This window comes from Bacillus sp. FJAT-27916 (genome assembly GCF_001183965.1).
Classification (GTDB): domain Bacteria; phylum Bacillota; class Bacilli; order Bacillales; family Pradoshiaceae; genus Pradoshia.
In genome coordinates, this window is the sequence record NZ_LFZV01000001.1 from 977869 (window position 1) to 991163 (window position 13295).

11 protein-coding genes and 1 other annotated feature are annotated in these 13295 nt (G+C 45.0%); of the genes, 9 read left to right on the forward strand and 2 right to left on the reverse strand.

The window, feature by feature from the left end:
* The first annotated feature begins 155 nt into the window (after positions 1–155).
* The 6 genes from hemA to hemL are packed head-to-tail and all read left to right on the forward strand — an operon-like array spanning position 156 to position 6410.
* Entirely contained in the window at positions 156–1511 is a 1356-nt protein-coding gene (gene hemA, locus AC622_RS04630; RefSeq protein ID WP_049669987.1) for a glutamyl-tRNA reductase, read from the forward strand.
* An 18-nt stretch (positions 1512–1529) separates the two neighbouring features.
* Positions 1530–2357 carry a cytochrome C assembly family protein gene (locus tag AC622_RS04635; RefSeq protein WP_049669988.1) on the forward strand — a complete coding sequence of 276 codons (828 nt, stop codon included), beginning with the start codon at positions 1530–1532 and terminating at the stop codon, positions 2355–2357.
* Between the two features lie 12 nt (positions 2358–2369).
* Positions 2370–3302 carry a hydroxymethylbilane synthase gene (gene hemC / locus AC622_RS04640; RefSeq protein ID WP_049669989.1) on the forward strand — a complete coding sequence of 311 codons (933 nt, stop codon included), beginning with the start codon at positions 2370–2372 and terminating at the stop codon, positions 3300–3302.
* 2 nt (positions 3303–3304) lie between these two features.
* Positions 3305–4090 (forward strand): uroporphyrinogen-III synthase, encoded by a 786-nt coding sequence (locus AC622_RS04645; protein WP_049669990.1) that lies wholly within the window; start codon positions 3305–3307, stop codon positions 4088–4090.
* A gap of 13 nt (positions 4091–4103) precedes the next feature.
* On the forward strand, positions 4104–5093 hold the full coding sequence (hemB, locus tag AC622_RS04650) for a porphobilinogen synthase (RefSeq protein ID WP_049669991.1): 990 nt from the start codon (positions 4104–4106) through the stop codon (positions 5091–5093).
* A gap of 27 nt (positions 5094–5120) precedes the next feature.
* A complete protein-coding gene (hemL, locus tag AC622_RS04655; RefSeq protein WP_049669992.1) occupies positions 5121–6410 on the forward strand; it encodes a glutamate-1-semialdehyde 2,1-aminomutase in 1290 nt (429 codons plus the stop codon).
* 807 nt (positions 6411–7217) lie between these two features.
* On the opposite strand, the gene AC622_RS21170 is transcribed toward hemL, so the two are convergent.
* Complete coding sequence (locus AC622_RS21170; RefSeq protein WP_197089903.1) at positions 7218–7379, reverse strand: hypothetical protein; 162 nt, start codon at positions 7377–7379, stop codon at positions 7218–7220.
* A gap of 230 nt (positions 7380–7609) precedes the next feature.
* Here AC622_RS21170 and spoVID point away from each other — a divergent pair, with 230 nt between their 5' ends.
* On the forward strand, positions 7610–8752 hold the full coding sequence (gene spoVID / locus AC622_RS04660) for a stage VI sporulation protein D (RefSeq protein WP_049669993.1): 1143 nt from the start codon (positions 7610–7612) through the stop codon (positions 8750–8752).
* A gap of 74 nt (positions 8753–8826) precedes the next feature.
* The gene (ysxE, locus tag AC622_RS04665; RefSeq protein ID WP_049669994.1) at positions 8827–9855 is read left to right on the forward strand and encodes a spore coat protein YsxE; all 1029 of its coding nucleotides are present in this window, start codon (positions 8827–8829) and stop codon (positions 9853–9855) included.
* A gap of 76 nt (positions 9856–9931) precedes the next feature.
* Here ysxE and AC622_RS04670 read toward each other — a convergent pair whose 3' ends face one another.
* Complete coding sequence (locus tag AC622_RS04670) at positions 9932–10123, reverse strand: hypothetical protein (protein ID WP_049669995.1); 192 nt, start codon at positions 10121–10123, stop codon at positions 9932–9934.
* A gap of 146 nt (positions 10124–10269) precedes the next feature.
* Positions 10270–10512 (forward strand) — a binding site (T-box leader).
* A gap of 70 nt (positions 10513–10582) precedes the next feature.
* On the opposite strand from AC622_RS04670, the gene AC622_RS04675 reads away from it, so the two are divergent.
* A complete protein-coding gene (locus AC622_RS04675) occupies positions 10583–13237 on the forward strand; it encodes a valine--tRNA ligase (RefSeq protein WP_049669996.1) in 2655 nt (884 codons plus the stop codon).
* Positions 13238–13295: the final 58 nt, after the last annotated feature.

Sequence of the window (13295 nt, forward strand, 5' to 3'; positions counted from 1 at the left end):
CGTTCGCGGGTGGTTACATACGGCCGGCGGTCCACTATTGAATGAGAATTGGGCAATGTTACGATTTTGTTCACAATTACCATTCTAGCAGTTTATGAGGATTACCTGCTTTTAGAATAGACGCAAATTACGTAAATGGGGGTGTAACAGGGTAGATGCATATCATTACCGTAGGTCTGAATTATAAAACTGCTCCTGTTGAAATCCGAGAGAAAGTAAGCTTTGAATTAGATCAATTGCCAGAAGCGATGAAAACCCTGCAGGCGAAGAAAAGTGTCTTAGAGAATGTTATTGTTTCCACCTGTAACCGTACAGAGGTGTACGCGGTTGTCGATCAGTTACATACAGGCCGGTACTATATTAAGGAATTCTTATCTGAGTGGTTTTCAATTGAACTGGGTGAATTGTCTTCTTATTTATATATATATGAAGAGGACGGAGCGGCCAACCATCTCTTCCAAGTAGCATGCGGGTTGAACTCCATGGTGCTTGGTGAGACGCAAATTCTCGGTCAGGTGAAGAAGAGCTTTATGCTCGCCCAAGTAGAAAAAACAACAGGCACACTGTTTAATAATTTATTCAAGAGAGTGATTACGCTCGCGAAAAAGGCCCATGCTGAAACGGAAATTAATAAGAATGCGGTTTCCATCAGCTACGCGGCTGTAGAACTGGGGAAGAAAATCTTCAGTTCATTAGAAGATAAGAAGGTTCTTGTCGTTGGTGCCGGCAAGATGGGGCAGCTCGCGATTGAAAACTTATATGGAAGCGGAGCGACCCAGGTTACTGTTATTAATCGGACACTTGAGAAGGCGGAAAAGCTTGCCTCCAAATATTCCGGTAAGGCTAAGATGCTGCAGGAGCTGCAATGTGCCTTGCTCGAAGCGGATATTCTTATCAGTTCAACGGGGTCTAAGGATTATGTTATTACAAAGGAAATGATGGAGAACATCAATATTCTCCGTAAAGGAAAACCAATTTTCATGGTCGATATTGCGGTTCCGCGTGACCTTGATCCTCGGTTAGTGGAGCTCGACAGCGTGTTCCTTTATGATATTGATGATCTAGAAGGCATTGTCCAAGCAAATCTTGCAGAACGGAAAGAAGCAGCTAGAGAGATTATGATCATGATTGAACAAGAGCTTGTTGAATTCAACGCATGGTTGAAGATGCTTGGAATCGTCCCTGTAATCTCCGCCCTGCGCGAAAAGGCGCTTGCTATTCAGGCCGATACCATCGCTAGCATGGAGAGAAAGCTGCCTGGACTCAGCGAGAGAGAATGGAAGGTCATCAATAAGCATACAAAAAGCATCGTCAATCAAATGCTGAAGGACCCTATTCTTTATGCGAAGGAGATAGCTGATAAAAAGCATTCGGATGCTTTGCTCCAAGCTTTTATTGATACATTTGATATAGAGGACCTCATCGAGAAAGACGGGAAAGAAGCAGCATCAAAGGAAACTGCACGCAAGCAAGGGCGGCCCATCCTGCAAGTAGTGTCGCAGCCCTTTTGATCAGGCAGGACGAATGAGATGATTGATGTATATTTAAATAGAGTGCATGAGATAACAATCATTTTATATGCCTTGAGTGTATTGCTATATTTCTATGATTTTCTACAAAATAATCAGAAGGCCAACAAAGCGGCCTTCTGGATTCTTTCGATTGTTTGGTTCATGCAAACAATCTTTTTGTTTCTTTATATGTATGAAGCGGGCAGATTTCCAATCCTTTCACTGCTCGAGGGATTATATTTTTATGTGTGGATCTTAATTACCTTTTCACTAGCTATAAACTGGTTTTTGAGAACAGATTTTTTCATCTTTTTCACCAATCTGCTGGGGTTTGGGTTAATGGTCATACAGACTTTCTCGCCCCTGCAGCTTGACCGGCTTGGGAACCGGACACAATTTATTTCTGAGCTGTCGGTCATCCATATAACAGTCGCCATCTTGTCCTATGCGGCCTTCGCCCTGTCATTTGTTTTTTCGCTTCTGTACTTGATTCAATATGATTTGCTGAAGCGGAAGAAATGGGGCAAGCGGCTTGTCAGGCTGGGGGATTTGGCGAAGCTTGAGCAGATGTCCTATAGGCTGGCAGTCATTGGGCTCCCCCTTTTATTGCTTTCTTTAATACTGGGGCTTGAGTTCGCTTACTTGGTTGTATCCGATATCGTATGGTATGACAGTAAAATAATCGGATCCTTTGCCTGTTTAATCGTATATGGTATTTACTTATATATGAAGGTAAAGAAAAAATATTACGGGAAGACGCTGGCCTATTGGAATATTGCATCCTTCCTGCTTGTTTTAATCAATTTCTTTTTATTTGGCAACACATCAGCATTTCATGTCTTTTGATGGAGGGAAATCATGAGGAAAATTATTGTAGGATCACGAAGAAGCAAACTGGCATTAACACAATCAAATTGGGTCATTGACCAGCTGAAAGGGCTGGGTCTGCCCTTTGAGTTTGAATTAAAGGAGATTGTGACTAAAGGGGATAAAATCCTGGATGTAACCCTTTCAAAAGTCGGGGGAAAAGGATTATTCGTCAAAGAAATTGAACAAGCGATGCTTGACGGCCATATTGATATGGCCATCCATAGCATGAAGGATATGCCGGCTGAGCTTCCGGAAGGACTGACAATTGGCTGTGTGCCTAAGCGCGAGGACCACCGGGATGTGTTAATCTCAAAGAACCATGTGCCGCTTAGTGAATTGCCGGAGGGAGCGGTTGTCGGAACATCAAGCCTGCGCAGAAGCGCCCAGCTGCTGGCAGAGAGACCGGATCTTGAAATCAAATGGATTCGCGGAAATGTGGATACACGCCTGCAGAAGTTAAAGGATGAGGATTATGATGCGATTATCTTGGCAGCAGCAGGCTTGTCCAGACTTGGCTGGAGCAAGGAAATCGTAACGGAATATTTGGATGATGAGCTTTGCATCCCGGCTGTCGGTCAAGGTGCACTTGCAATTGAGTGCCGGGCAAATGATCAAGAGCTTATATTGGAACTGGCGAAGCTTAATTGCCGTGCGACGGAGGAGGCAGTCCTAGCTGAGCGCGCCTTCTTGAAAACGATGGAGGGCGGCTGCCAGGTACCCATTGCCGGTTATGCGAAGAAGCTGGATAATGGCAGCTTGGAAATGCAAGCACTTGTCGGTTCTCCAGATGGGAAGATCATTTACCGGGATACGGTGCAAGGAAGCGAACCGATTGCACTTGGAGAAGAGCTTGCTGAGCGTTTGTCTGAACGAGGTGCAAAGGAGCTTATTGCCTTGGTGAAAGAGGAGATGGAAGGTTAAAGATGGCACATACCAAGTTTCTAAAAGGGAAACGGGTGCTGGTCACTAGAGAGGAATCACAGGCCCAGTCATTATGCGCCATGATTTCAGACCATGGAGGGGTACCTGTATTGGTGCCCCTCTTATCCTTTCAGCGGCCGGGCTTGGATAAGTGGGAGGATGCAGAGAAGAAAGCAAAGCGTCTTGACAGGTTTGATTGGCTCGTTTTTACGAGCAGAAATGGTGTTCATTTCTTCATGGAGCTGGCGAAGGAACTAGGCCTGTCTCTTGAAGAGATGCCGAGGATAGCTGCTATCGGGAAGAAGACGGAGAAGGAGCTCTTGAAGCATGGGCTTAAGGCTGCCTTCATTCCGAAGAGCTATGTGGCAGAAGCTTTTCTCCCGGAATTTCTCGAAGTTGTACATGAAGGGGAAGCCATTTTAATTGCCAAAGGAGACCTGGCTAGAGATTATATTTATAAAGGGCTTTGCGGCCAAAACATCGAGGCACAAGAGGCAGTTGTGTATAGCAACAAGCCGCCTAAAGGTGCTGATGCTCAGTTGATACAGACGCTTAAGGAACAGGCTATTGACCTTTTTCTCTTCACGAGTCCGTCTGCAGTGGAGACGTTTATGCGGATTATGCATAAGGCAGGGCTAGAGGAGAGTATTGCCGGGAAAGTAATCGTAACCATCGGACCGGTGACGAAGGAGCGGGCAGAGCGGCTTGGCTTAACCGTTCATGTAAGTCCGAGTGAATACACGATTGAACATATGCTTGAGGAAATAGGCTTATATTATCGAAATTAAGGGAGTGCAGGTCATGACAAATACAACATTTAACCGCCATCGGAGATTACGCAAAAACAGTGCGATGAGAGCGCTCGTACGTGAAACGCATCTTCATGTAGATGATTTTATCTATCCGATCTTTATCACAGAGGGAGAGAACCAAAAGAATCCAGTTTCATCAATGCCAGGTGTGTTCCAATTCTCTTTGGACCGCATGAAGGAGGAGCTGGATGAGGTTGTATCATTAGGGATTAAATCGGTCATCTTATTTGGGGTACCGGATGATGCAGATAAAGATGAATGCGGAACAGGTGCATTCCATACCCATGGAATCATCCAAAGAGGAATCCGTTTTGTGAAGGAGCAGTATCCAGAGCTGCTTGTTGTTGCGGATACATGCCTTTGTGAGTATACAAGTCATGGCCATTGCGGCATCGTGGAGAATGGCACCGTCTTGAATGATGAAAGCCTGGAACTCCTCGTGAAGACAGCAGTCAGCCAAGCAGAAGCAGGCGCAGATATCATTGCACCTTCTAATATGATGGATGGATTTGTGACAGCGATTCGTCAAGGCTTGGATGAAGCGGGTTATCAGGATATTCCCATCATGTCCTATGCGGTTAAGTATTCATCTGCCTTTTACGGTCCCTTCCGTGATGCGGCGAATTCTGCCCCCCAATTCGGCGACCGCAAAGCCTATCAAATGGATTATGCGAACCGGCTTGAGGCGCTTCGCGAGGCAGAATCTGATGTGGCGGAAGGAGCAGATTTCCTTATCGTGAAACCGGCGCTTGCCTTCCTTGATATTATTCGCGATGTGAAAAATAATTTTAATTTGCCGCTTGTCGCTTATAATGTAAGTGGAGAGTATGCAATGGTTAAAGCAGCAGCCGCCAATGGATGGGTGGATGAAAGAGGAATTGTGATGGAAACGTTAATCGGCATGAAACGGGCCGGCGTTGATCTCATCATCACCTACCATGCCAAGGATGCTGCAAGATGGATCAAAGAAACAAATTAATCCGATAGTGAAAAGGAGTTTAGGCATATGCGTTCATATGAAAAATCAAAGGAAGCCTTCAAGGAAGCTGTACACCTGCTGCCTGGCGGAGTAAACAGCCCTGTGCGTGCATTTAAATCAGTTAATATGGATCCAATTTTCATGGAGAGAGGAAAGGGCTCCAAAATCTATGACATTGATGGAAATGATTATATTGATTATGTCCTTTCATGGGGACCGCTTATTCTCGGACATGCCAATGGCCGGGTTGTTGAAGCGATTAAAAAGATTGCTGAAACAGGGACAAGCTTCGGTGCGCCGACCTTATCTGAAAACAAATTAGCTCAGCTTGTTATCGATCGTGTTCCTTCCATTGAGATGGTACGCATGGTTTCATCCGGAACGGAAGCGACGATGGCTGCGCTTCGCCTAGCAAGGGGATATACGGGCCGAGATAAAATTCTTAAGTTTGAAGGATGCTATCACGGACATGGGGATTCCCTTCTTATCAAGGCTGGTTCAGGTGTGGCAACGCTTGGTCTTCCTGACAGCCCGGGAGTGCCTGAGGGAATCGCACGTAATACGATTACCGTTCCGTACAATGATCTTGAGAGCGTGAAATATGCGTTCGAACAATTTGGCGAAGACATCGCCGGTGTAATTGTTGAGCCGGTAGCCGGCAATATGGGGGTTGTTCCGCCTCTTCCTGGATTCTTGGAAGGTCTGCGTGAAATCACGGAGAAAAACGGCACTGTCCTGATCTTTGATGAAGTCATGACTGGATTCCGTGTGGATTACAACTGTGCACAAGGCTATTTCGGTGTAACGCCTGATTTAACCTGTCTTGGAAAGGTAATCGGCGGGGGACTTCCTGTTGGTGCGTTCGGCGGCAAAAAGGAAATCATGAGCCAGATTGCGCCAAGCGGTTCCATCTATCAAGCTGGCACGCTATCAGGAAACCCAATGGCAATGACAGCGGGCTATGAAACATTGGCTCAATTAACAGAAGAAACCTATCAAACCTTCATTAAGAAGGCTGACCGTTTAGAAGAGGGCTTCATGGAAGCGGCTGAAACATACAATGTTCCGCTTACATGCAACCGGGCAGGCTCCATGATTGGCTTCTTCTTCACGAATGAGCAGGTGAAGGACTATGAATCTGCGAAAACGTCTGATCTTAAGTTCTTTGCGGAGTATTATAAACAAATGGCGGATAATGGCGTCTTTCTTCCTCCGTCTCAATTCGAGGGCGTCTTCCTATCAACGGAGCATAGTGATGAGGATATCGAGAAAACCATTCAAGCAGCCCAAAAAGCGTTCAAGGCGATTAAAGGGTAAGTGGAGAAAGTGACTGTCCCATAATTATACGTTAAATTAATTTTGTTTGAATTTGGAAAGATAAAAGGTTAATGAATGCTTACCCTCAGACTGTAGACCAAATCCATTATTGATTTGATCTACAGTTTTTTTGTGCTTGCACTCCATCAGGTTTATTGTAAGGGATGTCCACTTCTACCTGTCTGCAAATAAAGTAAAAATCATCGTATATTGATTCAATTCCTTTTCTGTGAAGAACGCATGACGTTGCCCGGCTTTCGACAAACAGAAGAGAATAAAATCATCTATGTAAGGTGCAGGGAAAGATTGAAGGATAATGAAAAATAAGAGGCTAGGACATAAGTATTTCAGCCAATGATAAACTATCGTCTAATTGTTCGGATTTTTATTTGTTGATTTTCCATGCATTAGTTGATTGTGGCTTTCTAACATCAGTGACTAGTGGAATGGAGCAAAATGCACTCGCTTTCCGCGGAGGGAGAAAGGCTTGAGCCTCCTCGGTGCACACACCTGTGGGGTCTCAGCCTTTTCTCTACTTCCCGCAGGAGTCGAGTGCATTTCGCGTAATGGAACGGATTTATCTTTCCAACTGCTGTTGAATAGGAAGAAGAAGTTTTCGTTATTGAGGATCATTTATTTCGTTTTGTCCGAGCCTCTTTTTCTAGATGGAATTAGTCTTAAATTCGGCGTAACTTTTGATTGAACAAATGACAGGAAGGGTATATTATTAAACATAACTATAAACGAAAAAACCAGAGAGCCGTTAACTCTCTGGCGGCAACTACTGCGAGTGGTATGCCCATTATGCTATTTCTTGGATGAAGAACCACCCTTTTGCTTTGGCCGGCACGGGGTGGTTTTTCGTTTGCCCTTCAGCTGAAGATTAGCAAATCGCATGGCGATGCCTGCAGCAAAGGTCGTTAGAAAGATCGTTGCTGTATCTTTGGCTAAAGTTTGCAGAAAATCCATTGGCATATCACCTCCCTTCCCTTTTTAAAATAAGGAAAAGAAAGTGCATACCACCCGCACCGAGTAGTTGTCCCTTATTATACCATATTCCTTTATTCGGCATGGGAAATGTTAGGTGTTAAACGACTTGCGTTTCGGTCACTCTTCTGTAATCCTGTTCATAATTTCAACGATACCCGCATAGGCTTTAAATGACATTTAGATGAAAAGGGTTGGAAGGAGGAACAGGCATGTCTCCAGAAAATACATCGTATTTACGATTTTCATTAGAAGAAAATGTGTGGTTTCAAAGCGGACAGGAAGTTAGCGAGCTTTATTCCATCTCACTTGAGCCGAATGTATCTGTGCATGAGGTGGAACAGTATGTGATTTTGCGAGGAACATTGGATCTTATGGGGGAATACAAACCACAAGAGGGCAATATCGAACCCAAAGAGGATGAATTGAACCGCCGCTATGTCTCCATCACGGACCAACGGGAGGATACGTATGAATTCCAGCATCACTTCCCTGTCGATATTACCGTTCCGGCTGAGCGGGTACAGGACCGGAATGAACTGAGTGTAGGTGTCCAAAGCTTTGATTATCAGCTCTTGGAGGATGGCTGTTTACATTTAACGGCGGAGCTTTGGATTACTGGTATCCAAGAGGAATTATTAATTGAGCGTGAAGAAGTGGAGGAGCAAGAAGAGGCTGAAGAGGCAGCAGAAGCCATTCTTCCTGAGGCAGCTGTGGAATACAGGGAAAGTGAGGCAGAAACGGAGGAGTCACCGGAGGAAATTCTCATTGAAGCAAAGACCGAGGAGCTGCCGTTATACCGCTCAAGTACAGAGGTAGAGGCTGAGGAGGAGGAATATGAAGAGGAATTGACTCCATTCAGCTTTCCATCCTATCCTACCTTTGGCAAAGAGTCCTCGAATGAGGATGATTTTTATGCGGAGGCGAGAATTCCTGTTGAACAGCAGGAGGCACAGGAGGACGAGGAGTTCGATGAGGATAGGGATTTCCTGAATCATATGCCAACAACGAACGAAAGCAAAGAGCCGCCGCAGGCATCGTATACTCCGAGAGAGGAGTACTCAAGAAATTATCCAAAGAAAGAGGAACCGAAGGAAGAATATAAGAATACTGGTAAGGCAGAGTCTAAATCCCTGCTTTATGATTTATTCACCGCTGAGGAGGAGACCAGGCAGGCTAAGTTGAAGGTCTATATTGTCCAAGGAAATGAGACGATTGATAGTCTGGCAGACCGTTATCAAATCAGCGCTCAGCATATCGCTCGGGTTAACCGAATCGGGGAGATTGATAGTTTAAGAGCAGGCCAGGTCATCTATATTCCAGTTACCGCTTCATCCAATAAATCAACTGAGTAAATGAGAGGGCAGAGTGCACAAATTCCTGTGGCTCTGCCCTTTGCCTAATAGGCACGAGGAGAAAGGGTGCCATTATGATGTTAAGAGCGGATGATAAATGGCTGGCTGATTATTTGCAGAATTATCAGCTGGAGCTTGAGTTCTATGAGGATTTTGGAAAAGTTAAAAAGGTTTATACGAACAATGGCATTTTTGCCGTTAAGACAATCAAGGCTAAAAAAGGCTTTGATTTCATCAAAAATATCCAAACTCTCTATCAAAATGGATATAACCGCATTGTGCCGATCTTCCCAGCAATTGATGGACGGTATGCGGTTCTGCATAATGATAAGCTCAGCTATCTTATGCCCTGGCTGCCTGATGAGGTGGTGGAGGAAAGAGATGAACGTCATCAGCAAATGTTCCGTGAGCTGGCACGTATGCATACCATTTCATCGAAGGAATCGAGCATCCCGTCCCAGGAGAGGCAGGAGCATTATGAGAAAACCCTTCAGGAGTGGGAGGAGCAGCGGGAATTCTTGCTTGAATATATGAATACAATTGAGAAGAAATGGTATATGTCACCGTTCGAGCAATTGTTCTGTCTTTGTTATTATGACGTCTCACAGGCCCTGACCTATTCTATGAATAAATTTAAGAAGTGGTATGAGCAGACGAAGGAGGAAGAAAAGGTCCGTAATGTCATTACACATGGGCATGTGTCCATTCACCATTTCTTATACAGTGAGAATGGGTACGGACATTTCATCAATTTCGAGCGAACCAAAATAGCACCTGCGTATTTTGATCTATTGCCATTTGTTGTGAAGCAATTGAAAACCTATCCAATCCAGTCGGCGGAAACGGTGGAGTGGATTAACGGGTATTTTCGCTTTTTCCCTTTCAAGGAGGGAGAAATGCTTCTTTTCATGTCTTATATGGCCTATCCTGCAAACTGCCTTAAAATCGTCGACCAATATTCAAGGAAGATATCTGGAAAGGATGAAATGGACTATTGCCGGAAGTTTCAGCGGCAGTATTGGTTATTGAAGAATATCGAATATATCATTATGAGAATGGAACAAATCGAGGAAAGCAAGAAGCCGAAGGAACAGGATGATTGATTGGGCAGCCGAATAAAGGGCTGCCTTTATTAATGGACAGAGAAAAACCGGGCAGTCTGCCCGGTAAATCAAAGCATTAGATGATTTCAAAGTGAAAGGCGAGTACAAGGCCGATTAGGAAAAAGAGCAGAAGCAGGTCAAAGATGCTCGGGAGGAAAAAGGTGCGGATTCCCTGAAATACGGTTACCGGAACAGCAAATTGACGCGTCACATTAATGGTGTTCTGTATCCAAGGAGGCAGGCTGTACCTATTCATCCTTCGTCTCATGCATACATTCCCCCTTTCTTCTAGTCTATTCAAGGGGCTAGGCTTTTGTGCGGATACCTAATTGAATAAATTATATAAATTTGGGAAACAATGATTGACGACAGGCTGCATACTTATGTATGATAACAGTATTAAATTAATCCAAATGAAAAGCTTTGAATGGGAAGAGTACGCGGCAGAAGGCTGTTAGAGAGAGGAATCCACCGGCTGAAAGATTCCTTCAGTAACCAAATCCGCAGAAGGTCGCCCAGGAGCTGTTTTCGTGAACCTGTTGAAAGTAGCGAGAACCGGTGAAGAGCCGTTATGATGAATGAAGAGCCGGAGGCATGCTTATTCAGCATGTGCCGGAATGAAGGTGGTACCGCGAGACTAACCGTTTCGTCCTTTTGATAACAGAAGGATGGAGCGGTTTTTTTTATTTTCCAGGACCCCAAAATAGAAGAAAGAAGGAGAATGAACATGAGCGAAGAACAAAAAGAAATTGGCATGCCGACGAAATATGATCCGCAGTCAATTGAAAAAGGCCGCTATGACTGGTGGCTTGAGGGCAAGTTCTTTGAAGCTGGCCAAGATCAAGAGAAGGAACCATATACAATCGTGATTCCGCCGCCGAACGTTACGGGCAAATTGCACCTTGGTCATGCATGGGATACAGCTCTTCAAGATATTTTGACAAGAATGAAGCGAATGCAGGGCTATGATGTCCTTTGGCTTCCAGGAATGGACCATGCCGGTATCGCTACCCAAGCAAAGGTAGAAGAAAAGCTTCGCGGACAAGGTACCTCCCGTTATGATCTTGGACGTGAGAAGTTCGTTGAAGAAACATGGAAATGGAAAGAGGAATATGCCGGCCATATCCGTGAGCAATGGTCGAAGCTGGGACTTGGACTTGATTATTCCCGTGAGCGTTTCACCCTTGATGAAGGTTTATCTAAAGCGGTTCGTGAAGTTTTCGTTACCCTTTATGAGAAAGGCTTAATCTACCGCGGCGAATACATCATTAACTGGGATCCTTCCACAAAAACAGCCATCTCTGATATCGAGGTTATTCATAAGGAAGTGAAAGGCGCGTTCTATCACATGAATTATCCGTTGGCTGATGGTAGCGGTCATATTGAAGTCGCAACAACGCGTCCGGAAACAATGCTTGGTGATACAGCTGTTGCGGTACACCCGGAAGATGAGCGCTACAAGCACTTAATCGGCAAGACCTTGATTCTGCCAATCGTTGGACGCGAGATTCCAATTGTTGGTGATGAGTATGTTGAGAAAGACTTCGGTTCTGGTGCCGTTAAGATTACGCCGGCACATGACCCGAATGATTTTGAGGTAGGCAACCGTCATAATCTTGAACGTGTTCTTGTTATGAATGAGGATGGCACGATGAATGCGAAAGCCGGCAAATACGAAGGCATGGACCGCTTCGAATGCCGCAAGCAAATCGTAAAGGACCTGCAAGAGGCAGGCGTTCTCTTCAAGATTGAGGAGCATATCCACCAAGTGGGTCACTCCGAGCGCAGCGGTGCGGTAGTTGAGCCATATCTTTCCACACAATGGTTCGTTAAAATGGGACCTTTGGCAGAAGAAGCAGTTAAACTGCAGGAGACAGAAGGCAAGGTACAATTTGTTCCTGAGCGCTTCGAGAAGACGTACTTGAACTGGATGGATAATATCCATGACTGGTGTATCTCCAGACAGCTATGGTGGGGCCACAGAATCCCTGCTTGGTACCATAAGGAAACAGGTGAAGTATATGTTGGTCGAGAGGAGCCGGCAGACATTGAGAACTGGACGCAGGATACAGATGTCCTTGATACTTGGTTCAGCTCCGCATTATGGCCGTTCTCTACAATGGGCTGGCCGGAGAAGGATGCAGAGGACTTCAAGCGTTATTATCCAACTGCGGCACTCGTGACAGGCTATGATATCATCTTCTTCTGGGTGTCCCGTATGATCTTCCAAGGTCTTGAATTCACGGGCGAGCGTCCATTTAAAGATGTACTCATCCATGGTTTAGTACGTGATGAGCAAGGCCGTAAGATGAGTAAATCCCTTGGAAACGGCGTTGACCCAATGGAGGTTATCGACAAGTACGGAGCCGATTCCCTTCGTTACTTCTTAACGACTGGAAGCTCCCCAGGACAGGATTTGCGTTTCAGCTATGAGAAAGTGGAATCCGTTTGGAACTTCGCAAACAAAATCTGGAACGCTTCCCGCTTCGCACTAATGAATATGGACGGAATGACTTATGATGAAATCGATTTGAGCGGAGAGAAATCTGTTGCGGATAAATGGATCTTGACACGCTTGAATGAAACGATTGAAACCGTAACAAGGCTTGCTGATAAATATGAATTCGGTGAAGTGGGCCGTGCCCTTTACAACTTCATTTGGGATGACTTCTGTGACTGGTATATCGAAATGGCTAAGCTCCCATTGTATGGTGAAGACGAAGCAGCGAAAAAGACAACTCGTTCTATCCTAGCATATGTGCTTGATCAAACGATGCGTCTGTTGCATCCGTTCATGCCGTTCATTACAGAGGAAATCTGGCAGAACCTTCCGCACGCGGGCGAATCCATCACAACGGCTGCATGGCCGGTTGTTAAGGATGAACTGACAGATGAGAAAGCATCCGATGAGATGAAATTGCTTGTTGAGATCATCCGCACTGTTCGTAACATCCGTGCAGAGGTTAACACGCCGCTCAGCAAGAAAATCAAGCTTTCCTTAAAAGCGAAGGATGCGGAAACAATGGCTGTCCTAGAGAAGAACCGCAGCTATATCGAACGCTTCTGTAACCCAGAGGAACTAACCATTGGAACGGATATCCCGGCTGACGATAAAGCGATGACCGCTATCGTGACAGGTGTTGAATTAATCCTTCCTTTACAAGGGCTTCTCAATATTGAAGAAGAACTAAAACGACTTCAAAAAGAGCTCGATAAATGGCAGAAGGAAGTCGAGCGCATTGAGAAAAAACTCGGCAATGAAGGCTTCATGAAGAAAGCACCTGAAAAAGTTATTGAAGAGGAAAGAGCGAAATTGGCTGATTACCTTGAAAAACGTGAAGCAGTCCAAAATCGTTTGAAAGATCTAGAAGAACTAGCTTAATATTGGCTTAATGATGACACCCTGTTCGAATATGAGCAGGGTGTTGTTATAGGGAATG

Excerpts from the sequence above, each read along its gene's own strand:
- hemA (WP_049669987.1), top strand. The coding sequence starts at position 156 with ATGCATATCATTACCGTAGGTCTGAATTATAAAACTGCTCCTGTTGAA.
- AC622_RS04635 (WP_049669988.1), top strand. The coding sequence starts at position 1,530 with ATGATTGATGTATATTTAAATAGAGTGCATGAGATAACAATCATTTTA.
- hemC (WP_049669989.1), top strand. The coding sequence starts at position 2,370 with ATGAGGAAAATTATTGTAGGATCACGAAGAAGCAAACTGGCATTAACA.
- AC622_RS04645 (WP_049669990.1), top strand. The coding sequence starts at position 3,305 with ATGGCACATACCAAGTTTCTAAAAGGGAAACGGGTGCTGGTCACTAGA.
- hemB (WP_049669991.1), top strand. The coding sequence starts at position 4,104 with ATGACAAATACAACATTTAACCGCCATCGGAGATTACGCAAAAACAGT.
- hemL (WP_049669992.1), top strand. The coding sequence starts at position 5,121 with ATGCGTTCATATGAAAAATCAAAGGAAGCCTTCAAGGAAGCTGTACAC.
- AC622_RS21170 (WP_197089903.1), bottom strand. The coding sequence starts at position 7,379 with ATGGATTTTCTGCAAACTTTAGCCAAAGATACAGCAACGATCTTTCTA.
- spoVID (WP_049669993.1), top strand. The coding sequence starts at position 7,610 with ATGTCTCCAGAAAATACATCGTATTTACGATTTTCATTAGAAGAAAAT.
- ysxE (WP_049669994.1), top strand. The coding sequence starts at position 8,827 with ATGATGTTAAGAGCGGATGATAAATGGCTGGCTGATTATTTGCAGAAT.
- AC622_RS04670 (WP_049669995.1), bottom strand. The coding sequence starts at position 10,123 with ATGAGACGAAGGATGAATAGGTACAGCCTGCCTCCTTGGATACAGAAC.
- AC622_RS04675 (WP_049669996.1), top strand. The coding sequence starts at position 10,583 with ATGAGCGAAGAACAAAAAGAAATTGGCATGCCGACGAAATATGATCCG.